We start from the raw sequence: 22,203 nt of genomic DNA, 5'->3' as shown, positions 1-22,203 counted from the left end.
AACAGCGGTGTGGTGTCCACACGCCCCGCCGCCTTCCGGCCTGAAGGAGCAGGCAGACCGATGACAGAATTCCGGAAAACCGATTTTCAAAAGACCCGCGCCCGCTTCCGCATTCCCGACGGGGTGATCTACCTCGACGGCAATTCGCTGGGGCCGCTGCCCATCGCGGTGGAGGAGCGGGTTGCCCGCACCCTGGCCGACGAGTGGGGTGGGCAGCTGATCCGTGGTTGGAACAGCGCCGGCTGGATGGTGCAGCCGCGTAAACTCGGCGACCGCATCGCCCGGCTGATCGGCGCGCCGGCCGGCAGCGTCGTGGTCGGCGACACCCTGTCGATCAAGGTCTATCAGGCGCTGGCCGCCGCCCTGGCGATGCGGCCGGAGCGCCGGGTGATCCTGTCCGACAGCGGCAATTTCCCCACCGACCTCTATATGGCCGAAGGGCTGATCGAGACGCTGGGCCAGGGCCATGTCCTGAAGGTGGTGGCGCCGGAGGAGGTCGAGGCCGCCATCGGCGAGGATGTCGCAGTGCTGATGCTGACCCAGGTCGATTACCGGACCGGCCGCCTGCACGACATGGTGGCGCTGACCGCCAAGGCCCATGCGGCGGGGGTGGTGACGGTGTGGGACCTCGCGCATTCCGCCGGTGCGCTGCCGGTCGATCTGGCGGGCGCCGGGGCGGACTTCGCCGTCGGCTGCACTTACAAGTATCTGAATGGCGGGCCGGGGGCGCCGGCCTTCATCTATGTTGCGCCAAGCCATGCGGAGACCGCGCGGCCGGCCCTGTCCGGCTGGATGGGGCATGAGGCGCCATTCGCCTTCGATCCCTCCTATCGTCCCGGCGCAGGGGTGGAGCGGATGCGCGTCGGCACCCCGCCGGTGATCGCGCTGGCCGCACTGGATGCGGCGCTGGCCGTGTGGGACGAGGTCGACATGGCCGACGTCCGACGGACCTCCATTGCGCTGTGCGACCTGTTCATCGAACTGGTCGAGGCGCAGTGCCCTATGCTTGAGCTTGCCTCTCCGCGCGACGGCAGCCGGCGCGGAAGCCAGGTGTCGTTCCGCCACCCGCAGGGCTACGCCATCATGCAGGCACTGATCGACCGCGGCGTGATCGGCGATTTCCGGGCGCCCGACGTGCTGCGCTTCGGCTTCACCCCGCTCTACATCGGCGAGGCGGAGGTGTGCGGCGCCGTCACCATCCTTCGCCAAGTGATGGATGGCGGGCTTTGGGACCGGCCCGAATACCACAAGAAGGCGATCGTGACATGAGCGGGCAGGATATGAAGAAGCCCTACGATCCTGCGGCCGAGGGCGCCCAGATGGCCTTCGACGGGCGGATGTCCTATGGCGACTATCTGCAGCTGGACCGCATCCTGGGCGCGCAGATCCCGCGCTCCACCGCCCATGACGAGATGCTGTTCATCATCCAGCATCAGACGTCGGAGCTGTGGATGCGGCTGGCCGTCTACGAGATCCGCGCCGCCCGCGAGGCGATTCGCGAGGACCGGCTGTCGCCTGCCTTCAAGATGCTTGCCCGCGTCGCCCGCATCTTCGAACAGCTGAACTCCGCCTGGGACGTGCTGCGCACGATGACGCCCAGCGAATACACCCGCTTCCGCGACGATCTGGGCCAGTCTTCCGGCTTCCAGTCCTACCAGTACCGGGAGATCGAGTTCCTGCTGGGCAACCGCAACCCGGCGATGCTGCGGCCCCACGCCCACCGTCCGGAAATCCATGCCCTGCTGGAACAGGAGCTGTCGCGTCCCAGCCTGTATGACGAGGCGCTGCGTCTGCTTGCCCGCAACGGCATTCCTGTCCCGGCGGAGGTGCTGGAGCGCGACGTGTCGCAGACCCACCAGCCCGATGATGGCGTGACCGAGGCGTGGCGGGTGATCTACCAGTCCCCGGAAACCCATTGGCCGCTCTATGAGCTTGCGGAGAAACTGGTGGATTTCGAAGATTACTTCCGTCGCTGGCGCTTCAACCATGTCACGACAGTGGAGCGGGTGATCGGCTTCAAGCGAGGCACCGGCGGGACCGGTGGCGTCTCCTACCTGCGCAACATGCTGGCGGTGGAGCTTTTCCCAGAACTCTGGCGGGTGAGGACAGTGCTGTGACGGACTTGCGCAGGATCATGGATTGGGACGACGCCTACAGCAACGGCGCCTACATCCCCGGCGGCGACGCCTATCCCGCCCGTTGGGCGGAGCAGGCTGCCGCCTTCCGGGCGGAGCTTGCCGCTGCCGGGCGGGCGGAACTGGATCTGCCCTATGGTGAAGGGGGGAGAGAGCGCTACGACCTGTTCCGGCCGGAGGATACGGCCAAGGGGACCGTGGTGTTCGTCCATGGCGGCTACTGGATGGCTTTCGACAAGGGGCGCTGGTCGCATCTGGCCGCCGGGCCTCTCTCGCGTGGCTGGGCGGTTGCCATGCCGAGCTACACGCTGTGTCCGGACAACCGCATCGCCGGCATCACCCGGCAGATGGCGCAGGCGGTGGAGGCCGTCGCGCGGGCGGAGGCCGGGCCGCTGCGCCTGACCGGCCATTCCGCCGGTGGTCATCTCGTCAGCCGGCTTGTCTGTGCCGACGCTCCGCTGTCCGGGGAGGTTCGGGCGCGGGTGGAGCATGTCGTCTCCATCAGTGGCCTGCATGACCTGCGTCCGCTGCTGAACACCCGCATGAACGCCACGCTCCGCCTGGACGAGGCGGAGGCCATGGCGGAAAGCCCGGCGCTGCTCCGCCCCCAACCCGGCATCGCTATCACCTGCTGGGTCGGTGCCGATGAACGACCGGAGTTCGTCCGCCAGACGGAACTGCTCGCCAACGTCTGGCTTGGGCTGGGGGCGGCGACCGGGCTGCGGCTGGCGGAGGGGCGGCATCACTTCGACGTCATCGACGATCTGGCCGATCCGGACGCCGAACTGGTCAACACCTTGCTTGGTTCATGATGCAGGTCGTGCAGGGTTTGGAGATGTACGCAAACTATCTCTCCAAACCCCACTGCCGGTAGCAGTCCTTGATCGCACGGACGGATGACAGGCGTATTTTCGGCAGGTCGGCCTGATCGAACCGGGCAGCGTTGCGGCTTCGGTTCCGGGGAGTAACCACGGCAATGTGATGGATCATTCCCCATTTGATGCTGTCGCGTCCGCCTTCCAGTCCGCCGAGCCTTTCCCGCTCGAACCAAGTCCGGCGGAAATATCGCAGAAGGCTGACCAGCATCGAAATGTCCAACAGGATCAGCCCCGTCGCCCGCGCAAAGCGCTGAGGCATACAGATCGAGTAATTTCCGTCCATCACCCAGCGGTCGCCGGTGATGGCGGTATCATGCAAGCGGACGAACTCGTCCGCCGGGCGTGGCACCCAATCGGTGCCGGGCCGATGGTAAAGCTGATCGAGGTGAACGACCTTCAGGTCATGTTTGCGTCCGACCGCTGACGCAAGTGTGGATTTGCCGCTGTTGGACGGTCCCAGGATGCAGATTCGCTGACCAAGTTCCTCAATCTGCATGGTTTCCGTCCCGTCCGCCTGCCGCCGCCGATCTTACCCGTTCAGACGGTCTGGTCCAGCGCAGCCGATGAGGAGCCCAGTCATTGGGTGAAGAACATCGCGGCGAACACGGCGGCGGTGGAGGCGATCACCGTCACCAGTCCGTTGCGTCCCAGCGCACGTTGGCGGTAGAGCGCCACCGCCACCACGATGACCGCGACGCTGGTCAGGATCAGGCCGAGCTTGGCTTCGGTCATGGCGGGTTCTCCTTGATGATGGGGTCAGTGCGGGCTGATCCAGCCCAGGGCGCCGGCGGCGGTGACCAGCAAAATGGCCCCACACAGCAGGACCAGCCAGCCGGTCATCAGAAGCCGCCAGCCTGGCCCGGCATGGTTCAGTTCCAGGTAATGCAGGAGGATTTCCCGCCCCTTCGTCACTGCCAGCGCCAGCAGCAGCGCTGCTCCGGCGATGCCGACGCTGCCGCCCGCATCGCCATGGCGGGCGAACAGCAGCGTGACGGCGGTCAGTCCCATCAGGAGCAGCCAGGACAGCGTCAGCCGATCAAGCTTCTTGAGAAAAATCATGGCCGGTCCCCTCAGCGGATCAGATAGACGAGCGGATAGAGGATCACCCAGACCAGATCGACCATGTGCCAGAAGGCTGCCCCAGTCTCCAGATTCTCCATCAGCGTTTCGGGGCTGGAGCGGCTGACCAGCAGCAGGATGACGATCCCCAGCACCACATGCAGGGCGTGGAAGCCGGTCAGCAGGAAATAGAGGGTGAAGAAGCTGTCGGTGTCGATGGTCATCCCGGCGCCCAGCGTCGCCGAATATTCCACCGCCTTCACCGCCAGGAAGACCGATCCCACCGCCGCCGCCATCAGCATCGCCCGGCGGGCTTGTGATGCGGCACCGCGCCGGCCGGCGGCGACCCCTTTGGCGGCCAGATAACCGCTCGTCACCAGGACCATGGTGTTCAGCGCCCCCGCCGTGCCGTTCAGATGGGCCTGACCGGCGGAGAAGGTGGTGGGATCCAGCACGCGGGCGACGGCGAAGCCCAGGAAGGCGACGCCGAACACGGCCAGTTCGCTGAAGATCAGGATCCACATCATCAGGTTGCCGGGCAGGGCGGCGAGGCCGCTCCCCCGACCCGCCGGATCCACAGCCTCCAGGCCGGTTATCTCAAGGCCCGTCATCTCAACGTCGGCCATGTCCAATGTCCAAAGCTTGTCATCACGTATGCGAATGATAAGCCGCCTATCCGGCGATCGGCTTGACCGTGGTCAAGGAATGCCCTTCCGCCACGGTCAATTATTCGCCCGACCCGTGGCGGATGACGCTGCGACGCCCGGCTTCCCGCCCCCGGCTTCGCGCAAACAACGCCTCCCAAACCGACCCCCTCTCGACCGACAGATCGAGATTTCCAGGGATCCCGAGCGATGACCGAACGCTTCACAAAGGCGGCCGCGCGAAACATCTTCTACGGCGGATCGCTGTTCTTCTTCGCGACATTCATCGCGTTGACCGCGCTCAGCCACAATTACGTCGTCAATACCAGCACCGATAAGAAGACGCTGTCGGAAGCGGTCGTGCGCGGCAAGCATGTGTGGGAAAAGAACTCCTGCATCAACTGCCACACGCTGCTGGGCGAGGGCGCCTATTTCGCCCCCGAGCTGGGCAATGTCTGGCTGCGCTACGGCGGCGACAAGGACCCCGAAGGCGCCGTGATGGCGCTGAAGAGCTGGATGGCGGCGCAGCCGTCCGGGATCGAAGGCCGGCGCCAGATGCCGCAGTTCCACCTGACCGAGGGCGAGGTCGAAGATCTGGCCGCGTTCCTGGAATGGACCAGCCGGATCAACACCCAGAACTGGCCGCCCAAGCTGTCGGGCTGAGGAGAATTCCGTCATGAAGTACGAATCGCAAAAAGTCGCCCTCTATTACTTCGCCGCGGCCATGGGGCTGTTCGGTGTGCAGATCCTGGTGGGTCTCCTGGCCGGTACCGTCTATGTGCTGCCCAACACGTTGTCGGAGTTGCTGCCCTTCAACATCATCCGGATGATCCACACCAACGCGTTGATCGTCTGGCTGCTGATCGGCTTCTTCGGCGCCGCCTACTACCTCGTTCCCGAGGAGGCGGAGACGGAACTGCACAGTCCGAAACTGGCGCTGATCCAGCTTGGCCTGTTCGTCTTCGGCGCGCTGGCAGCCGTCGTCGGCTATGTCTTCCGCATCCATGAAGGACGTGAGTTCCTGGAACAGCCGCTATGGATAAAGGCCGCCATTGTCGTCGTGGCGCTGATGTTCCTCTACAACATCACGCTGACGGTGCTGAAGGGCCGCCGCACGGTCATCACCAACATCCTGCTGGTGGGCATGTGGGGTATTGCGGTCTTCTTCCTGTTCTCCTTCTACAACCCTGGGAACCTGTCGCTGGACAAGATGTACTGGTGGTACGTCGTCCATCTGTGGGTCGAGGGCGTGTGGGAACTGGTCCTGGCCTCCATCCTGGCCTTCCTGATGATCAAGATGACCGGCGTCGACCGTGAAGTCGTCGAGAAGTGGCTGTACGCCATGGTCGGCCTCGCCCTGTTCAGCGGCATCCTCGGCACCGGCCACCATTATTACTGGATCGGCACGCCCGGCTACTGGCAGTGGATCGGTTCGCTGTTCTCCACGCTGGAAGTCGCGCCCTTCTTCACCATGGTCGTCTTCGCTTTCATGATGGTGTGGAAGAGCGGCCGTCGTCATCCGAACAAGGCGGCGATGCTGTGGTCGCTGGGCTGCGCGGTCTTCGCCTTCTTCGGCGCCGGGCTGTGGGGCTTCCTGCACACGCTGGCCCCGATCAACTACTACACCCACGGCACCCAGGTCACCGCGGCGCACGGGCACCTCGCCTTCTACGGCGCCTATGCGATGATCAACCTCGCCATCATCACCTACGCCATGCCCTACCTGCGCGGTCGGGCGCCCTACAACCAGACCCTCAACATCTGGAGCTTCTGGCTGATGAGTGGCGGCATGGCCTTCATGACCTTCGCCCTGACCGCCGCCGGCATCGTGCAGACCCACCTGCAGCGCGTGATGGGGTTGGGCTACATGGAGGTCCAGGAACAGATCGCCATGTTCTACTGGCTGCGTCTGGGTGGCGGTGTCGCCGTCGGGATCGGCATGCTGGTCTACCTCTACGCCATCTTCGGCCCGGCCCGTGAAGACCGTCCGGTTGCCATCGCCGGTGGCATGCAGGCGGCCGAGTAAGCCTCGACCCTCCGGCCCCCGTCCGTATCCGCGGCGGGGGCCGTCCGTTTTCCAGGAGACCTTCCCATGATCCGCAGCGCCGCCACCCTCGCCGCCGTAACCGACGCCGCCAACAGCGCCGATCTGCCCTACTATCAGCCGACGGGCGACGAGTGCGCGCTGTTCGAGCATGCCTACAATCACCGCCTGCCGCTTCTGCTGAAGGGGCCGACCGGCTGCGGCAAGACCCGCTTCGTCGCCCATATGGCGGCCAGGCTCGGCCGGCCGCTCTACACCGTGTCCTGCCACGACGACTTGACCGCCGCCGACCTGACCGGCCGTTACCTGCTGAAGGGCGGCGACACCGTCTGGGCGGACGGGCCGCTGACCCGTGCCGTGCGCGAGGGCGCCATCTGCTATCTGGACGAGGTGGTGGAGGCGCGCAAGGATGTTACGGTCGTGCTGCACCCGTTGACCGACGACCGCCGCATCCTGCCGCTGGAACGCACTGGCGAGACGCTGGAAGCACCGTCGGGCTTCATGCTGGTGGTGTCCTACAACCCCGGCTACCAGAATGTGCTGAAGGCGCTGAAGCCCAGCACCCGCCAGCGCTTCCTGGCCGTCGAATTCGATTTCCCGCCGCCCGAGCGCGAAATCCCGATTGTCGCGACCGAAAGCGGACTGCCCGAAAACCGTGTCGTTCCGCTGGTCCGCCTCGCCAACGCGTTGCGCGCCCTGAAGGGCCAGGATCTGGAAGAGGGTGTGTCGACCCGCCTGCTGATCTACTGCGCCACGCTGATCCGCTCCGGCATGAAGCCCGAACGCGCCATCCGCGCTGCGCTGATCGAGCCGTTGACCGACGACCCGGACATCCGCGCCGCCCTGCTGCGCGTCGCAGAGGTCACGTTGGGTTGACCGGAAAGGGCGTGGGTATCGTCATGCTGGAGTTCTTCGAACCGGAAGAGACCGTCGGCCGTTTGTGGCACCGCCTGATCGGCGGACGGTCGAGCTATCCGCACCACCCGGACGCCGCTGTGACGCTGGAGACGATGCGCCCGCGGCTGTCGGTGTTTTTCCGGGCGCTGGGTGGCGACCGCGGCGTGCGGCTCGCCGCCGGGAGCGCCGCGGTGTCCGGACACCGGCTGTCGCTGCTCGGTCGCATCGGGCTGGGGGAGGAGCGGGTGGAGCGGGCAGCGCTGGATGGCAATGTGCTGCAACTGCCGACGGCGATCGACCTGTTCCCCGATCCGGCACTGAACGAACGCCTGTATGAATGGCTGACCGCCTTCTTCGCCCATGCCGTGGCCGAGCCGATCCCTGCCGACCCGTTGCAGGCCGATGTGCAGGCGCTGCGCAGCGCCGCCGCCGCCACGACGCGGGTGCTGACCTGCTGGCCCGGCCTGTCCCGCATGCATGAGGAACTGACCCGCGCCGCTGCCGCCGGCCGGCCGGCCCGCCGCTTGCCGCCGGTTGAGGCCGATGTCGAGCGCGCCGCCATGGCGCTGCTCGGCGCCGGGGCCGTCACCAGCGATGGCGCACGCATGCTCGCCCCCACCATCCCGGTGTCGGACTTCACCGCTCCCTATGGCTATGCCCGGATGCTGCCGGTGCCGTTGTGGGGGCTGGTGGCACCCTCTGCCGAGCATGGCGCCGCCGCTGCGGTCGACAGCCCCGGCGAAGGCGGACAGGCGGCCGAGGCCGACCAGCGCCGCCGGGCCGCGACCCGCCGGCAGACCGATCAGATCCAGCGCAACGATCCGCTGATCCTCAACCGCTTCGAAAAGATGCTGAGCCTTGCCGAGGCGCTGAACATCCCGCGCGCGGTCGACGATGACGATGCGGAAAACGCCCGCAAGGCCGCCGACGACCTGGACGAGATCGCGGTCGGCGCGCACCAGCGCAAGGCTTCGACCACGTTGAAGCTCGACCTCGATCTCGGTGCGCCGGTGGTCGACGACACGCCGCTGGTGGCGACCTTGAGCTATCCGGAATGGGACCATGGCCGGCAGGCCCATCTGTCCAACCACTGCCGGGTGATTGCCGAAACCGCACCGGCGGACGGCGAGTCCTGGCAGCCCGACGCCGCCGCACAGCGCCGCATCCGGCAGGTCCGCCGCCAGTTCGAGGCCTTGCGTCCGCGTCGCATGCTGTTCACCGGCCAGCCCGACGGCGACGAGCTGGATTTGGCCGCGCTGGTGCGCAGCCGGGCCGATCTCCAGGCCGGCGGCTGCGGCAGCGATCGGGTGCACCAGCAGGTGCGCAGCGCCGCCCGCGATCTGGCGGTGGCGGTGCTGGTCGACGGATCGCTCTCCACCGACGGCTGGATCGACGGCCGCCGCGTGCTGGATGTGGAGAAGGAGGCGCTGCTGGCGCTGACCCATGGCCTGACCGCCTGCGGCGACGACCATGCGCTCTATTCCTTCACCTCGCGCCGGCGCGACTGGGTACGGGTGCAGACGCTGAAGGGCTTCGAGGAGCCGCTGGGCCCCACCGTTACCCGCAGGATCGGCGCGCTGAAGCCCGGCTATTACACCCGCATGGGTGCGGCGATCCGCCATGTCACCGCTCAGCTTGCCGAGCGGCCGAACCACCACCGGCTGCTGGTCCTGCTGACCGACGGCAAGCCGAATGACGTGGACCATTACGAAGGCCGCTACGGCATCGAAGACACACGGCAGGCGGTCCGCGAGGCGCGCCGTGACGGGCTGGCGGTCTTCGCCATCACCGTCGATGCGCAGGCCCGCGACTACATCCCCTATCTGTTCGGCCGCGGCGCCTATGCCATATTCCCGCAGGTCTCCCACCTGACCAAGGCGTTGCCGGCGCTCTACCGGCAGGTCGCCTGCGCCGCCTGAGCGAAAGAGGACCACTGAGCATGACTGCAAAGGTGAAGATCGGGCCCGTAAGGATCGGAATCGTTACCATCTCCGACCGCGCCAGCCGTGGCGTCTACGAGGACAAGGGCGGTCCGGCGATCAATGAGGAACTGTCGCGCATCATCGCTTCCCCCTGGGTGGCGGAGGCGCGGGTGATTCCGGACGAACTGGACCTGATTGCCGGCACCCTGGTGGAACTGTGCGATGTCGCCGGCTGCGATCTGGTGGTGACCACCGGCGGCACCGGCCCGGCTCCACGCGACGTGACGCCGGAGGCGACGGAGCGGGTCTGCGACAAGATGATGCCGGGCTTCGGCGAACTGATGCGGTCGGTCAGCCTGCGGGTGGTGCCGACCGCCATCCTGTCGCGCCAGACCGCTGGCATCCGGGGACGCAGCCTGATCATCAATCTGCCGGGCAAGCCATCGGCCATCCACGATTGCCTGATGGCGGTGTTTCCCGCGATTCCCTATTGCCTGGACCTGATCGGTGCCGGCCGGATTGAAACCGATCCCGAAATCTGCATCGCATTTCGCCCAAAATCGTGATGCCCAAAGTCATCACAGTTTGTAAGGAAATAAAGAGGAGCTGCGACAAAATAGCGTTCAGATGAAACACTTGACGACGGTCAAGCAGAGACCTCGGGGATGGGAGGAATATTCCTTCACAAGAAACAAACCACCGAGACGACGTCATGAAGACCAAGCTCTCCCTCGTCACCGTCAGCGCCGCCGCCCTGATGATCCTGTCCGGTATCGGCGCCGCCTCGGCCGCTGACACGCTTTATGCCGACCCCAAGGTCAAGCAACCCACGGTCAGTGTCGTCCAGGACCCTGCCGCCGTTCCGGCCCCGGAAAAGGCCGGCAAACGGGCGCCGAAGACCCACAAGGTTGCGCTGACGACGACGGAAGTCGAATCGAAGCTCGATGACGGCACCACCTACACCTATTGGACCTTCAACAATACGGTTCCGGGTCCGATGGTGCGGGTGCGGGTCGGTGACACGGTGGATGTTTCGATCTCCAACGCGCCGGAATCGACGATGAACCACTCCGTCGACTTCCATGCCGCGACCGGTTTCCTCGGCGGCGGCCAGATCACCCAGGTGGAGCCCGGCCAGACCAAGGCCTTCAGCTTCAAGGCACTGACCCCCGGCGTCTATGTCTACCACTGCGCCACGCCGATGGTTGCCCACCACATCTCCAAGGGCATGTACGGCTTGATCGTGGTGGAACCGGAAGCCGGCTTGGCCCCCGTCGATCACGAATTCTATGTGATGCAGCAGGAAATCTACGCCACCAAGGCCAAGAACCTGGCGAATGCCGAGGATGATTATGATGGCCTCGTCAACGAGCGCCCCAGCTATCTGGTGTTCAACGGCACCGTCGGCGCCCTGACCAAGGACAAGCCGCTGAAGGCAAAGGTCGGCGAAACCGTCCGCCTGTTCTTCGGCGTCGGCGGCCCGAACCTGACCTCGTCCTTCCATGTCATCGGCGAGATCTTCGATAAGGTCTACAACCTTGGCGGGCTCGAAAGCGAGCCGGCCAAGGGCATCCAGACCGTCACCGTCGCCCCCGGCGGCGCCACGATGGTGGAGTTCAGGGTCGACTATCCCGGCAAATATGCCCTGGTCGACCACGCGCTGAGCCGCGCCACCAAGGGGCTGATCGGCATCCTGGAAGTCGAAGGCAAGCCCGACGACAGCATCATCCTGGACAAGAGCGGCGACAGTCGGAAGCAGATGGGGGAGATGCAGCACTGAGCTTGCAGGCGCGCAGAAAATCCCCTCTCCAGTGATGGAGAGGGGATTTTTCTATTCAGAAACAAAGAAGGGCCGCCGTTTCCGGCAGCCCTTCCATTGTCAATCCGTGTGTCGTCGACACCACGGCGCAGTCCTTAGCGGACCAAAATCCCTTCCACGAAGAAAGAGACCTCGGCCTTGGCGCTCGACGACGAGTGAGACGGACAATGAGACACGAGATCACCTCCTTTCTGTTGTTGACGTACGACACCCTATATAGGCAGCTTGGCGGAGGCTGCAAGGAGAAATCCTGACTGTCCCGCTGTGACATTTACCGGTGCGCCATCCGGCTCATCATGAAGCCCAGTCCGCTCGCCAGGAGCAGACCGGCCGCCATCGCGACGCCGCGGGCGGCACCGCTGGGCGCCGTCAGGCGCAGGCTGTCGTGCGGCAGTCCGAAACGCCCGCGGGTGCGGTGCAGGCCGTCGACGGGATGATACAGATTGTCGGGCCGGCCGGGCGTCTCGCGCGCTTCCGTCAATTGACCGTCCACCGCAGTGTTGGCGAGGTAGCGGTCGGCGAAGCCCGGTGCCAGGAAGGTGCCGAGGATCGCCTGCATCGTCGACCCGCCCAGCCAATATTCGCGGCGGGGATTTTCGGCGGCGTGCAGGATGGCGCGGGCGATGTCCTCCGGCTGGAAGATGGTGCCCATCGGCCGGGCCCGGCGCGGCATATGGCTGCGCGCCCAGTCGAATTGCGGCGTGTTGACCGCCGGCAGATGCACGGTGGTGAGCCTGATCCGGCTGTTCTCGTGGATCAGTTCGGAATGCAGGCTGTCGATGAAGCCGGTGATCGCATGCTTGGCGCCGCAATAAGCCGATTGCAGCGGGATCGACCGGTAGGCCAGCGCCGATCCCACTTGAAGGATCGTGCCGCTGTCGTGCACCCGCATGCGCCGCAGCGCCGTCTGGATGCCGTAGGCGGAGCCGAGATAGGTCACCTCGGTCACCCGCTTCAACTCCTCCGGCGTCACGGCATGGACGGGGCCGAAGACGGTCACCATTGCCACGTTGATCCAGACGTCGATCGGGCCGAAGGTGTCTTCCAGCCGATCTGCGGCGGCCTCCAGCGCGTCCGGATCGGCGACGTCCAGTGGCAGGACCACCGCCCGTCCGCCCAGCCGTTCGATCTCCGACTTTACTTCCTCCAGGGCATCGGCCGAGCGGGCGATCAGGCCGATGGAGGCTTGGCGGTAGGCGGCGAAGGCCAGTGCGGTGGCGCGGCCGACCCCGGCGGAGGCGCCGGTGATGCAGATGACGGGAGAGCTTGGAAGACCGTTGGTCGGTTGCATGGGGGGCCTGCTTCAGGGATATGCCATCAGGCTGCCGGTGGGCTGCGCCGGCTGCTCCACCCTGTCCAACCTCCGGCACCGCTTCCGGTTCCGTCGCGCCCGCTCAACGCCAGCTCTTCCACCCGGATGCGGTGCAGGGTCAGCGGGATGTTCAGCAAAGTGGCGAAGACGGCGATCCATATCTCGCCGAACACCAGCGGCAGCACGGCAAGCTCCCCTGCCACCACGAGGTAATTGGGATGCCGGACCCAGCGGAAGGGGCCGCGGTGGACCAGCGGCGCGCTGTCCAGCGTGATGATCCGCGTCGTCCAGAAGCGGCCAAGCGTCGCGATCACCCACACCCGCCCGGCCTGGAGCAGCAGGAAGAGCGTCAACAACCAGCCATTCACCGGCGCGTCAGTCGGCACCTTCAGGGACAGGGCGAGCAGCCATCCGACATGCAGCACCACGAACAACCGGTAATGCCCGGCGCCGACCTCGCGCGCGCCGTCGGCCAGCAGGCGGGCGGTGTTGCGGTGGGCGATCACCAGTTCCAGCAGACGCTGCGCCGCGACCGCGGCCAGGATGGTCTGCGGCCAGCCGAACGCGTCCATCGTCACAGGTCCAGCAGGGTGAGGCCGGCGGTGAAACCGGGACCGAGCGCCAGCATCAGGTGCGGTCCGGTCGCCCCGCTCCGCATCCGTCGCTCCAGCACGAACATCACGCTGGCGGCCGACATGTTGCCGCAGTCGCTTAGCACCGCCCAGGACTCGTCCATGCCCGCGGTGGCGGGCGCCAGCACCTCCGTCAGTGCCTGCAACACTTTGGCGCCGCCGGTGTGGCAGATTACGCCAGCCAGATCGGCGCGGGTCATGCCGCGGCCGGTCAGGAAGCCGTCCACCACCGGGGCCAGCCGTTCACGGATCAGGCGGGGGATGTCCTGGCTGAAGACGACGCCGAACCCCTCATCCTCGATCCGCCAACCCATGATCCGCCGAGTGCCCGGCCAAGTGTGTTCGGCGCTGTCGACGAGACGCGGACCGGGGGCGCTGTTGTCCGTAGCGGGAGTCCGCAGCAGGGCGGCCGCCGCACCATCGGCGAACAGCGCGCTTGCCACCACATTGGTGGGGGAGGCCTCTTCCGGCCGGTGCGACAGGGTGCACAGTTCCACCACCAGGAACAGCACGGTACGGCCGGGCATGGCACGCGCCATCATGCCCGCCCGGGCCAGACCCAGCGCTCCACCGGCGCAGCCCAGTCCGAAGACCGGCAGCCTCACCGTGTCCGGCCGGAACCCCATGCGGTCGAGCAACAATGCTTCCAGGCTCGGCGTCGCGATGCCGGTGGTGGTGGCGCAGACGATAGCGTCGACATCGGTGGGGCGCAGTCCCGCGGCGGCCAGCGTCTTGTCCGCCGCCTCTTCCAGCAAGTCCAAAGCCACCCGTTCGAAGACGGCGGCGCGTTCCGCCCAGCCATGGGGCGCCAGATACCAGGACAGCGGGCAGGCGGCGTGGCGGATGCGGATGCCGGTATTGGCGAAGACGGGGGCCAGCCGGTCGAAATCATGCAGGCGGTGCGCGAACACCGTGCGGGCGACGGTCAGCGTCTCCGCCTGTTCGAAGCGGTGGGGCGGTAACGCCGTGGCAACCGCCAACAGCCGCGGATCGGGTGACATCCTGCCTCCTGCCTGCTGCCGTCGGTTGGAGTTTTAAGGGCGGGACGGCAATCCCGTTCTCCAAAGCCAACAGGTAGAGCGCGTCCCGGTTGCGCCAAGCGGCATCCCTTCAGAAGGGTATCGCCTTTCGGTACCCGCCTGTTGCCAATGAAAAAGGCGGCGTCCTTTGGGGCGCCGCCCCTTCGTCTTGAAGAAAGCCCATCAGGCCTGACGGGGACGCAGCGGCGGACCGTCGCGGAAGGGTTTGTCGACCCCGCCCTTGTCGTTGGTCTGGTTTTCCACATCGCCTTCGAAGGTGGTTTCGCCCTGGGCCAGATCAAGGTCGTCCGGCGTCATGCCGGCGGCGCGGGCACCCTTCGATCCGCCGATCTGCGGGTTGTTCTTCAGGTCGGCATCGGTCGGCTTGTCGGTCTTCTCGTGCTTGCTTGTGCTCATGACGGCGTCTCCGTTCCGGTTCCGCATGTCCCCCTGTCAACCGACGCGGTGCCGGATCGTTGCAAAATCGCTTCTTCCTTCCGGGGAGACGGTTAGGATGAGCGGGGTCGGCGCAGCCGAAGGTCATCCAACGGGTTTTCATGTCCAACAACGACGAACGGCTGCGGATCCGTGTGCGCGGACGGGTGCAGGGGGTGGGATTCCGCCCGCATGTCCATGCCCTCGCCCGGCGATCTGGCCTGACCGGTTGGGTGCTGAACGATCCTCAGGGTGTGCTGATCGAGGTGCAGGGTACCGCAACCGCGGACTTCCGTGCCGCGCTGACAGCGGAGGCGCCTCCGCTCGCCCGCCTCGATGCTGTCGAGTATGAAGCCATTACCCCCGTCATCGGCGAGGAGTGCTTCGCCATCCGCCACAGCGAGGTGTCCGGCGCGATCGCTACCGGCATCGGCCCGGACGCCGCGGTCTGCCCGGCCTGCCTTGTCGAACTGTTCGACCCGGTCGACCGCCGCTATCGCTATGCCTTCCTGAACTGCACCCATTGCGGCCCGCGCTATACCATCACCCGGCGGCTTCCCTATGACCGGCCACAGACGGCGATGGCCGGCTTTCCGCTCTGCCCGGATTGCCTGGCCGAATACCGGAACCCGGCCGACCGCCGTTTCCATGCCCAGCCGACGGCCTGCCCGGCCTGTGGCCCCCGCCTGTCGCACCCGCCGGAGGAAATTCTGGCTGCACTCCGCGCCGGCAGCATCGTTGCCATCAAGGGGCTGGGCGGTTTCCATCTCGCCTGCGATGCGACCCAGGCGGATGCGGTGGCGCGGCTGCGTCGGGTCAAGCAGCGCAACGGCAAACCCTTCGCCCTGATGGTCGCCAATGCGGAGTCCGCCATCCGATATGTCGGCATGGATGACGACGAGCGCCGGTTGCTGGAGGGCGTGGCCCGTCCCATCGTCCTGCTGCGGCGGCGGGCGGATGCCCCGGATCTGGCGTCCGACATCGCGCCCGGTCTGGCTTGGCTGGGGGTCATGTTGCCCTACACGCCGCTGCACTACCTGCTGTTCCACGAAGCGGCAGGGCGGCCCGACGGCACCGGCTGGCTGGCCCGGCCGCAGGACCTGACCCTGGTGATGACCTCCGCCAATCCCGGTGGGGAGCCGCTGGCCATCGGCAACGGGGAGGCCCGGGACAGGCTGGCCGGGATCGCCGACCTGATCGTCGACCATGACCGCGACATCGTCATCCGCGCCGACGACAGCGTGGTGCGCAAGCTGGCCGGCTCGCCCGCCTTCCTGCGCCGCGGCCGCGGCCATGTGCCGGAGCAGATCCGGCTGGCCCGTCCAGTGCCGCCGATCCTGGCGGTGGGCGGCCATCTGAAGACGACGGTCTGCGTCACCCGCGGCGACGAGGCCTTCCTGTCCCAGCATATCGGCGACCTCGACAACGCCGCGACGCTGGGCTTCCTGGAAGAGACAGTCGATCATCTGCTGCACATCCTGGGCGTCGAGCCGGTGGCGGTCGCCCATGACAGGCATCCCGATTTCCAGTCGACCCGCTTCGCTGAACGGACCGGCCTGCCGGCCGTCGCGGTCCAGCACCACCATGCCCATGTCGCCGCCGTGATGGCCGAACACCGGATCGAGGGGCCGGCATTGGGACTGGCGCTCGACGGGTTCGGGCTGGGGGAAGGCGGAGGGTCCTGGGGTGGGGAGATGCTGCTGGTCGACGGCCTGCGATCCGAGCGCCTGGGTAGCCTCGCCCCGCTCGCCCAGCCCGGTGGCGACGTCGCCGCCCGCCAGCCCTGGCGGATGGCGGCATCAGCCCTGGTTCGGATGGGTCGTGCCGACGAGATCGTTTCCCGCTTCTCCGGACACGGCCCGACCGAGGGCGTGCGGCGGATGATCGAGCGCGGCATAAACGCGCCCCCTACCAGTTCCTGCGGGCGCTGGTTCGACGCCGCCTGCGGTCTGCTGGGCGTCCGCGCGGTGGCGGGGTTCGAGGGGGAGGCGCCGATGACGCTGGAGTCGCTCGTGCGTCATCCTTGCGTGGCAGAGGGGGCCTGGAGGATCGAGAAGGGCGAACTGGACCTGACGCCGCTGCTGGAGCGCCTGCTGACTGTTGCCGGTGCGGTGGAGGGGGCGGAACTGTTTCACGGCACGCTGGCGGCAGCGCTGGTGGATTGGACGCTGCCGGTGTTGCGCGTCCACGGCCTGAGCCGGGTGGTGCTGTCCGGCGGCTGTCTGATGAATGCGGTGCTGGCGGAGGAACTGGTCGCCGGCTTTCGCGCCGCCGGGGTGGAAGCGCTGCTGCCGAGGCTGGCACCCGCCAACGACGGCGGGTTGAGCCTTGGTCAGGCGTGGACGGCATCCTTCGCCTTGTAGCCGAACAGCGGCATCTGGACCGGCGCCCGGACCTTCTCACGGCGGTGCGGGGCTTCGGCGGTGCGGTTGGCCTTGTCGAATTCATACAGGCCGCGATACTTGCCGATGTAGCCCTTGCGGCAGGCGCGGTGGAACCGTTGCGATGCGGTTTCCCAGTCGTCGCCGGGCCGCAGCCAGCTGACATAGGTGGTGCCGGTGCGCGGGTCGGTGCGCAGGAACCGCCCGCGTCCCTTTTCGCCGCGCACCCACTGACCGGGGTTCAGGGTCAGCGCCCCGCGCGCCAGCAGCAACTTCACCTGCGGGGTCAGGTCAATGGTCGGAAAATAGGGCATGACGTCCTCCGGCCGCACCCGCATGGGGCGGCGCCGATCTGGGAGACTCCGTTGTTTTCGGAACCTCCCGGATATGGGAACGCATGCGGAACAAATCAAGCTTTTCAAGGGGGTATATGGTGAGTTTCCCTGGAGGGATCACCCTTTGACGATCGCATCGACCTTGGCTGCGGACTCTTCATCGAAGCATGCAATCAGCAGGTCCGGACCGCGTTGTTCCAGAAGATCCGCCATACCACCCAGCGCCTGGACTTCCGCTCCCTCGACGTTGATCTTGACGAGATCAGCGGTGGTTTCGCCCGCACGCCTGGGCAGGTCGTCTCCGGTGACCCCGGGAACGGCTTCGCAGGCGCTCATTTCTTCCGGTACGGGCCGGACGATGGAGGCGCCGGGGGCCAGATATCGCGGGAGGTGTCCCACACGACACCGTCACCTCGCCCCCTTGATCCAGAACCGCGGCATGCACCGCCAATACCCGATCGTTGCGGCAGTTCGCTTCCAGGTTCCTTCTCAGTCGTGCCAGATTGGCCGACACCGGCTCCACCGCAATGAGGCGCACCGCAGGGGCGACCCGAACCGTTGTCGTCGAACAAGACGATCGGTTCGCCGATGGTCGGCTCGATCTCCAGGAAACCGCGATAGGAAACTGGCGGCTCAGGGAATAGAGGCTGCCCGGCTCGGGCGTACCGTATCCCCGTTGCCGGATTCGGGTGTCCATGGTGGCCGCATTGCGGACCTCCGTCGCTGCGGCTGCATCGCCATCACCGTCGCCATTGAGGCCATGCGCCTACCGCGCCCTCTCCAGGACCACGCCTAGAGTTCTTTTGCGAAACCCATGTCCGGTCTCCCCGGCGGCGTTATCGATCCATCCATCGATATGCGCTGCCGGGGTACCGACGCAATGGGTCCTCAAACCCTCCAGCCCAGGTGGCCGACACCCCGCCTCATCCCGCGCGCGCCGCCTTCTTGACCGGCCGCTCATGCTCCTCGTCAGCCGGGGCTTCGGCGTCCTTGAAGGTGCGCACGCCGCTGATCATGGTGGAGATGATCGATTGGCGGGACATGATGTCCTCGCGCACCGCGGCATAGACATGGACGATCACGAACAGCAGGATCGCCCACATGCCGAGATGGTGCCAGGTGTGGACATCCATGCTTTGGCCGAACAGCGGGATGACCCAGCCGAACAGCTTGTCCTGCCAACTGCCCTGGCCCGTACCCTCGCTGTAAAGTGCGAAACCGGTGACGATCATGAAGACACTGCCGACCGCGATCGCCCAGAACATGGCGAACTGGGCCAGCGGGTTGTGGCCGACATACAGCTTCGGCTTGCGCTCCAGGAACAGATACCAGCGCGCCTCCAGGAACAGCTCTCCCCACCAATGGCGATCCCAGAAGGGGAAGCGGAACAGCTGTCTGGCATGGTGATTGCCGGCGAAGGCCCAATAGAGCCGGCCGATGAAGCCGATGGCGAAGATGTAGGCCGCGGTGAAATGGACGAAGCGGATGTAGCCCATCAGGAAATTGGCGCTCGCCTCGCCCGGCATCGCCGGCAGCGGGTTGGCAATCAGGTAGCCGGTGACCGACAGCACCGTGATCGCCAGTGCGTTGACCCAGTGCCAGACCCGCACCGGCACTTCGTAGACATAGATCGCCTTCAGGAAGCGGCCGGCCGCCGGAGCGGCCGTCCCGTCTTCCTCCGGTGTCGCGGCCGGCTTCGCGTTGTCGAGAGGAGCCATGACGTAATCCTCCTCGGTTGCCGGTCAGCGCACGGTGACGCGGGCCAGTTCGGCGCCGTCCGGCGCCATGACGTGGGTGGAGCAGGCGAGGCACGGGTCGAAGCTGTGCAGGGTGCGCAGGATCTCCACCGGCTCGTCCGGGCGAGCCATCGGCGTGTTCAGCAGCGAGGCCTCGAAGGCGCCGATGTTGCCCTTGGGATCGCGCGGGCTGCCGTTCCAGGTCGTTGGCACGACGCACTGGTAGTTGTCGATCTTGCCGTCCTTGATCTTGATCCAGTGGCCGAGCCCGCCGCGTGGTGCCGCGACGGTGTCGACACCCTTGGCTTCCTTCGGCCAGGTCTTCGGGTCCCACTTCTCGACATTGGCGGTGGCGGTGTCGCCGGCCTTGATGTTGGCGATCAGGGCGTTCCAGTCGTCCATCATCATGGTGCAGCAGTACTGGCATTCCAGCGCGCGGGCCAGCGTGCGGCCGATTGTGGTCGGCAGCGCCTGCTGCGGCGTGAAGCTGGTGCCGGCCAGCTTGTTGAAGGCGCCCAGCGATTCGGTGATCTGGTCCTTCACGTAACCGACGCCCTGGGCATAGGCCAGGATGTAGCGGGGCAGGGGGCCGACCTCCACCGCATGGCCGCGCCAGCGCGGGGCCTTGATCCAAGAGTACTTTGCAGCCTCGTCCAGTTCCTTGATATCGGTGCGGGTGCCCTTGGTGTTGGCACCCAGCTCGAACTTGGCCTGGGTCACGCCGTCCCACGGGTGCAGGCCCTTGCTCTCGTCCTCGTAGTGATACCAGCTGTGGGCGACGAACTCCTGAACCTGGGCCGGGTCGCGCGGGTCGATGGGATGGACCTCGTTCCAGTTGCCGTTCAGGATGACGCCGCCCGGCAGTTGGCAGGTCGAATGGTCGTACGGCACCTTCTCGTAATCGCCGTAGTCCATGACGTTGGTCGCCGACAGCCCGCCGCCATAGAGCCAGTCCTTGTAGAAGCTGGCGATGGCGAGCACGTCCGGCAGATAGACGTTCTCGACGAAGGCCGTCGCTTCCTGGATGCGGGCACGAATGAAGTTCAGCCGCTCCATGTTCAGCGGCGCGCCCGACGATCCGGTGCCGTCCATGTTGATGGCGCAGGGAACGCCGCCGACCATGTAGTTCGGGTGCGGGTTCTTGCCGCCGAGGATGGTGTGGATCTTGACGATGTCCTTCTGAAGGTCCAGCGCCTCCAGGTAGTGGGTCACCGCCATCAGGTCGGCTTCCGGCGACAGCTTGTAGGCCGGGTTGTCCCAATAGCCGTTCTTGAAGATGCCGAGCTGGCCGCTCTCCACGAATTTCTTCAGGCGGGTCTGGACGTCGCGGAAATAGCCGGGGCTGGACTTGGCATGGCGCGGCGACACCGCCTGCTGGAGCGCCGAGGTCGCCTGCGGATCGGCCTTCAGCGCGTTGACCGGATTGACCCAGTCCAGCGCATGCAGGTGATAGAAATGGACGATGTGATCGTGGATCTGCAGCGTCTTCGCCATGATCTCGCGGATCAGGTGGGCGTTCTTCGGGATGCGGATCTGCAGCGCGTCCTCCACCGCGCGGACCGAGGTCAGCGCATGGCAGCCGGTGCACACGCCGCAGATGCGCTCGACGAAGGCCCAGGCGTCGCGGGGGTCGCGGCCCTTCAGGATCACTTCGAGCCCGCGCCACATCGTCCCGGTTGAGACGGCGTTGCGAATGACGTTGTTGCTGTCGACGTTCACCTCGCAGCGCATGTGGCCTTCGATGCGGGTGACCGGATCGACGACGATGCGCTTGCCGCCAGTATCGAGCGAGAACCCGTTCGGGGTCTGGACGATGCCCATGGTCAGACGTCTCCCTTGTGCTGTGCGCGCTTCAGGGCGCTGACCGCCGCGTGGGCGGCGATGATGCTGCCGACGCCAATGGCGGCGGTGGTGCCGATCTGGTCGGCGTTGGCCTCGATCCCGAACTGGAGGATGTCGGACTGGCGGGCGTACCAGGACCCCTTGTCCCAGAAGCCGTCCTCCGAGCAGCCGATGCAGCCGTGGCCGGACTGGATCGGGAAGCTGGTGCCCTCGTTCCAGCGGACAGTGGAGCAGGCGTTGTAGGTGGTCGGCCCCTTGCAGCCGACCTTGTAGAGGCAATAGCCCTTGCGAGCACCCTCGTCGTCGAAGGACTCCACGAACTGGCCGGCATCGAAATGCGGCCGGCGATAGCATTTGTCGTGGATGCGCTGGCTGTAGAACATCTTGGGCCGGCCCTGGCGGTCCAGTTCCGGGATGCGGTCGAAGGTCAGCATGTAGGTGATGACGCCGGTCATCACCTCGGCGATCGGCGGGCAGCCGGGCACCTTGATGATCGGCTTGTCGGTGATGACCTCATGCACCGGGGTGGCGCGGGTCGGGTTCGGACGGGCCGCCTGGACGCAGCCGAAGGAGGCGCAGGACCCCCAGGAGATGATCGCCTTGGCATCCTTGGCGACCTTGCGCAGCTGGTCGGTGAATGGCTTGCCACCGATGATGCAGGACATGCCATCCTGGTTCAGCGGCGGATTGCCTTCCACCGCCAGGATATAGTTGCCCTTGTACTTCTCCATCACCTCGTCGAGGATCGCCTCGGCATGGTGGCCGGCCGACGCCATCAGCGTGTCGTCATAGTCCAGCGAGATCATCGACAGCACCACGTCCTTCACCAGCGGGTGCGCCGAGCGGATGAAGGATTCGGAGCAGCAGGTGCATTCCAGCCCGTGCAGCCACAGCACCGGCGTGCGCGGCTTGGTCTCCATGGCGTGGACGATCTGCGGAACCAACTCCGGCCCCAGCCCCAGGGCCGCGGCGGTCAGCGAGCAGTATTTCAGGAACGAACGGCGTGTGATTCCCTGCCGCCGCATCACCTCGTAGAAGGTTTCCAGCGTTGCCATCGGTTTGTTTTCTCCCGTCGGGCGGCACCGGCGTGCGAGGGGCCGGTGCGCTTCTCCG

At 66.2% G+C, this 22,203-nt stretch carries 23 protein-coding genes; 10 read left to right on the top strand and 13 right to left on the bottom strand.

The window, feature by feature from the left end; genetic code table 11:
* Positions 1-60 precede the first annotated feature (60 nt).
* The 3 genes from kynU to J2848_RS24370 are packed head-to-tail and all read left to right on the top strand — an operon-like array spanning position 61 to position 2,947.
* Positions 61-1,269 (top strand): kynureninase, encoded by a 1,209-nt coding sequence (gene kynU, locus J2848_RS24380; protein WP_149232945.1) that lies wholly within the window; start codon positions 61-63, stop codon positions 1,267-1,269.
* Positions 1,266-2,117 (top strand): tryptophan 2,3-dioxygenase, encoded by an 852-nt coding sequence (gene kynA, locus J2848_RS24375; protein ID WP_211103227.1) that lies wholly within the window; start codon positions 1,266-1,268, stop codon positions 2,115-2,117. The genes kynU and kynA overlap by 4 nt, the downstream gene beginning before the upstream one ends.
* A gap of 17 nt (positions 2,118-2,134) precedes the next feature.
* The gene (locus J2848_RS24370; RefSeq protein WP_170307124.1) at positions 2,135-2,947 is read left to right on the top strand and encodes a hormone-sensitive lipase; all 813 of its coding nucleotides are present in this window, start codon (positions 2,135-2,137) and stop codon (positions 2,945-2,947) included.
* A gap of 34 nt (positions 2,948-2,981) precedes the next feature.
* Here J2848_RS24370 and J2848_RS24365 read toward each other — a convergent pair whose 3' ends face one another.
* The 4 genes from J2848_RS24365 to J2848_RS24350 all read right to left on the bottom strand — a co-directional run bounded on the left by J2848_RS24365 (position 2,982) and on the right by J2848_RS24350 (position 4,698).
* Entirely contained in the window at positions 2,982-3,509 is a 528-nt protein-coding gene (locus J2848_RS24365) for a P-loop NTPase family protein (protein ID WP_149232943.1), read from the bottom strand.
* 80 nt (positions 3,510-3,589) lie between these two features.
* A complete protein-coding gene (locus tag J2848_RS24360) occupies positions 3,590-3,745 on the bottom strand; it encodes a hypothetical protein (protein WP_170307123.1) in 156 nt (51 codons plus the stop codon).
* A gap of 24 nt (positions 3,746-3,769) precedes the next feature.
* Positions 3,770-4,072, bottom strand: coding sequence for a cytochrome C oxidase subunit IV family protein (locus J2848_RS24355; protein WP_149232942.1), 303 nt, complete (start codon positions 4,070-4,072; stop codon positions 3,770-3,772).
* An 11-nt stretch (positions 4,073-4,083) separates the two neighbouring features.
* Positions 4,084-4,698, bottom strand: a complete 615-nt coding sequence (locus tag J2848_RS24350) for a cytochrome c oxidase subunit 3 (RefSeq protein WP_149232941.1) — start codon at positions 4,696-4,698, stop codon at positions 4,084-4,086.
* Positions 4,699-4,926: 228 nt separating this feature from the next.
* Between J2848_RS24350 and J2848_RS24345 the strand changes: the two genes are divergently transcribed.
* From J2848_RS24345 to nirK, 6 genes are all read left to right on the top strand, one after another.
* Positions 4,927-5,379, top strand: a complete 453-nt coding sequence (locus J2848_RS24345) for a c-type cytochrome (RefSeq protein ID WP_149232940.1) — start codon at positions 4,927-4,929, stop codon at positions 5,377-5,379.
* A gap of 13 nt (positions 5,380-5,392) precedes the next feature.
* Positions 5,393-6,742, top strand: a complete 1,350-nt coding sequence (locus J2848_RS24340) for a cbb3-type cytochrome c oxidase subunit I (RefSeq protein ID WP_149232939.1) — start codon at positions 5,393-5,395, stop codon at positions 6,740-6,742.
* A gap of 66 nt (positions 6,743-6,808) precedes the next feature.
* A complete protein-coding gene (locus tag J2848_RS24335; RefSeq protein ID WP_149232938.1) occupies positions 6,809-7,636 on the top strand; it encodes a CbbQ/NirQ/NorQ/GpvN family protein in 828 nt (275 codons plus the stop codon).
* Between the two features lie 23 nt (positions 7,637-7,659).
* Positions 7,660-9,576, top strand: a complete 1,917-nt coding sequence (locus tag J2848_RS24330) for a nitric oxide reductase activation protein NorD (RefSeq protein WP_149233061.1) — start codon at positions 7,660-7,662, stop codon at positions 9,574-9,576.
* 20 nt (positions 9,577-9,596) lie between these two features.
* Entirely contained in the window at positions 9,597-10,145 is a 549-nt protein-coding gene (gene mog / locus J2848_RS24325) for a molybdopterin adenylyltransferase (protein WP_149232937.1), read from the top strand.
* 146 nt (positions 10,146-10,291) lie between these two features.
* Positions 10,292-11,359 (top strand): copper-containing nitrite reductase, encoded by a 1,068-nt coding sequence (nirK, locus tag J2848_RS24320; RefSeq protein WP_149232936.1) that lies wholly within the window; start codon positions 10,292-10,294, stop codon positions 11,357-11,359.
* Between the two features lie 310 nt (positions 11,360-11,669).
* On the opposite strand, the gene J2848_RS24315 is transcribed toward nirK, so the two are convergent.
* The 4 genes from J2848_RS24315 to J2848_RS24300 all read right to left on the bottom strand — a co-directional run bounded on the left by J2848_RS24315 (position 11,670) and on the right by J2848_RS24300 (position 14,778).
* Positions 11,670-12,689, bottom strand: coding sequence for an SDR family oxidoreductase (locus J2848_RS24315; RefSeq protein WP_149232935.1), 1,020 nt, complete (start codon positions 12,687-12,689; stop codon positions 11,670-11,672).
* A gap of 26 nt (positions 12,690-12,715) precedes the next feature.
* Positions 12,716-13,282 (bottom strand): isoprenylcysteine carboxyl methyltransferase family protein, encoded by a 567-nt coding sequence (locus J2848_RS24310; RefSeq protein ID WP_149232934.1) that lies wholly within the window; start codon positions 13,280-13,282, stop codon positions 12,716-12,718.
* A 2-nt stretch (positions 13,283-13,284) separates the two neighbouring features.
* The gene (locus J2848_RS24305; protein WP_149232933.1) at positions 13,285-14,343 is read right to left on the bottom strand and encodes a type III polyketide synthase; all 1,059 of its coding nucleotides are present in this window, start codon (positions 14,341-14,343) and stop codon (positions 13,285-13,287) included.
* A 201-nt stretch (positions 14,344-14,544) separates the two neighbouring features.
* On the bottom strand, positions 14,545-14,778 hold the full coding sequence (locus J2848_RS24300) for a hypothetical protein (RefSeq protein ID WP_149232932.1): 234 nt from the start codon (positions 14,776-14,778) through the stop codon (positions 14,545-14,547).
* A 140-nt stretch (positions 14,779-14,918) separates the two neighbouring features.
* Here J2848_RS24300 and hypF point away from each other — a divergent pair, with 140 nt between their 5' ends.
* Entirely contained in the window at positions 14,919-17,159 is a 2,241-nt protein-coding gene (gene hypF, locus J2848_RS24295) for a carbamoyltransferase HypF (RefSeq protein ID WP_149232931.1), read from the top strand.
* Here the strand turns inward: hypF and J2848_RS24290 are convergent.
* The 5 genes from J2848_RS24290 to J2848_RS24270 form a co-directional block, all read right to left on the bottom strand.
* Positions 17,129-17,491: a hypothetical protein gene (locus J2848_RS24290; protein WP_149232930.1), complete on the bottom strand. Its 363-nt coding sequence runs from the start codon at positions 17,489-17,491 to the stop codon at positions 17,129-17,131. The genes hypF and J2848_RS24290 overlap by 31 nt on opposite strands.
* Before the next feature lie 138 nt (positions 17,492-17,629).
* Entirely contained in the window at positions 17,630-17,848 is a 219-nt protein-coding gene (locus J2848_RS24285; RefSeq protein ID WP_149232929.1) for an FkbM family methyltransferase, read from the bottom strand.
* Positions 17,849-18,435: 587 nt separating this feature from the next.
* Positions 18,436-19,230 carry a Ni/Fe-hydrogenase, b-type cytochrome subunit gene (gene cybH / locus J2848_RS24280; RefSeq protein ID WP_149232928.1) on the bottom strand — a complete coding sequence of 265 codons (795 nt, stop codon included), beginning with the start codon at positions 19,228-19,230 and terminating at the stop codon, positions 18,436-18,438.
* A gap of 24 nt (positions 19,231-19,254) precedes the next feature.
* Positions 19,255-21,069, bottom strand: a complete 1,815-nt coding sequence (locus tag J2848_RS24275) for a nickel-dependent hydrogenase large subunit (protein ID WP_149232927.1) — start codon at positions 21,067-21,069, stop codon at positions 19,255-19,257.
* Between the two features lie 2 nt (positions 21,070-21,071).
* On the bottom strand, positions 21,072-22,145 hold the full coding sequence (locus tag J2848_RS24270; RefSeq protein ID WP_174469319.1) for a hydrogenase small subunit: 1,074 nt from the start codon (positions 22,143-22,145) through the stop codon (positions 21,072-21,074).
* Positions 22,146-22,203 lie beyond the last annotated feature (58 nt).

It is taken from the genome of Azospirillum lipoferum (assembly GCF_024170005.1).
In the GTDB taxonomy this organism is placed as follows: Bacteria; Pseudomonadota; Alphaproteobacteria; order Azospirillales; family Azospirillaceae; genus Azospirillum; species Azospirillum lipoferum.
This window is presented reverse-complemented; position numbering and strand designations above follow the sequence as displayed.

What these genes read in the sequence shown, in the direction of transcription:
- kynU (WP_149232945.1), top strand. Translation starts at nt 61, where the DNA reads ATGACAGAATTCCGGAAAACCGATTTTCAAAAGACCCGCGCCCGCTTC.
- kynA (WP_211103227.1), top strand. Translation starts at nt 1,266, where the DNA reads ATGAGCGGGCAGGATATGAAGAAGCCCTACGATCCTGCGGCCGAGGGC.
- J2848_RS24370 (WP_170307124.1), top strand. Translation starts at nt 2,135, where the DNA reads ATGGATTGGGACGACGCCTACAGCAACGGCGCCTACATCCCCGGCGGC.
- J2848_RS24365 (WP_149232943.1), bottom strand. Translation starts at nt 3,509, where the DNA reads ATGCAGATTGAGGAACTTGGTCAGCGAATCTGCATCCTGGGACCGTCC.
- J2848_RS24360 (WP_170307123.1), bottom strand. Translation starts at nt 3,745, where the DNA reads ATGACCGAAGCCAAGCTCGGCCTGATCCTGACCAGCGTCGCGGTCATC.
- J2848_RS24355 (WP_149232942.1), bottom strand. Translation starts at nt 4,072, where the DNA reads ATGATTTTTCTCAAGAAGCTTGATCGGCTGACGCTGTCCTGGCTGCTC.
- J2848_RS24350 (WP_149232941.1), bottom strand. Translation starts at nt 4,698, where the DNA reads ATGGCCGACGTTGAGATGACGGGCCTTGAGATAACCGGCCTGGAGGCT.
- J2848_RS24345 (WP_149232940.1), top strand. Translation starts at nt 4,927, where the DNA reads ATGACCGAACGCTTCACAAAGGCGGCCGCGCGAAACATCTTCTACGGC.
- J2848_RS24340 (WP_149232939.1), top strand. Translation starts at nt 5,393, where the DNA reads ATGAAGTACGAATCGCAAAAAGTCGCCCTCTATTACTTCGCCGCGGCC.
- J2848_RS24335 (WP_149232938.1), top strand. Translation starts at nt 6,809, where the DNA reads ATGATCCGCAGCGCCGCCACCCTCGCCGCCGTAACCGACGCCGCCAAC.
- J2848_RS24330 (WP_149233061.1), top strand. Translation starts at nt 7,660, where the DNA reads ATGCTGGAGTTCTTCGAACCGGAAGAGACCGTCGGCCGTTTGTGGCAC.
- mog (WP_149232937.1), top strand. Translation starts at nt 9,597, where the DNA reads ATGACTGCAAAGGTGAAGATCGGGCCCGTAAGGATCGGAATCGTTACC.
- nirK (WP_149232936.1), top strand. Translation starts at nt 10,292, where the DNA reads ATGAAGACCAAGCTCTCCCTCGTCACCGTCAGCGCCGCCGCCCTGATG.
- J2848_RS24315 (WP_149232935.1), bottom strand. Translation starts at nt 12,689, where the DNA reads ATGCAACCGACCAACGGTCTTCCAAGCTCTCCCGTCATCTGCATCACC.
- J2848_RS24310 (WP_149232934.1), bottom strand. Translation starts at nt 13,282, where the DNA reads ATGGACGCGTTCGGCTGGCCGCAGACCATCCTGGCCGCGGTCGCGGCG.
- J2848_RS24305 (WP_149232933.1), bottom strand. Translation starts at nt 14,343, where the DNA reads ATGTCACCCGATCCGCGGCTGTTGGCGGTTGCCACGGCGTTACCGCCC.
- J2848_RS24300 (WP_149232932.1), bottom strand. Translation starts at nt 14,778, where the DNA reads ATGAGCACAAGCAAGCACGAGAAGACCGACAAGCCGACCGATGCCGAC.
- hypF (WP_149232931.1), top strand. Translation starts at nt 14,919, where the DNA reads ATGTCCAACAACGACGAACGGCTGCGGATCCGTGTGCGCGGACGGGTG.
- J2848_RS24290 (WP_149232930.1), bottom strand. Translation starts at nt 17,491, where the DNA reads ATGCCCTATTTTCCGACCATTGACCTGACCCCGCAGGTGAAGTTGCTG.
- J2848_RS24285 (WP_149232929.1), bottom strand. Translation starts at nt 17,848, where the DNA reads ATGAGCGCCTGCGAAGCCGTTCCCGGGGTCACCGGAGACGACCTGCCC.
- cybH (WP_149232928.1), bottom strand. Translation starts at nt 19,230, where the DNA reads ATGGCTCCTCTCGACAACGCGAAGCCGGCCGCGACACCGGAGGAAGAC.
- J2848_RS24275 (WP_149232927.1), bottom strand. Translation starts at nt 21,069, where the DNA reads ATGGGCATCGTCCAGACCCCGAACGGGTTCTCGCTCGATACTGGCGGC.
- J2848_RS24270 (WP_174469319.1), bottom strand. Translation starts at nt 22,145, where the DNA reads ATGGCAACGCTGGAAACCTTCTACGAGGTGATGCGGCGGCAGGGAATC.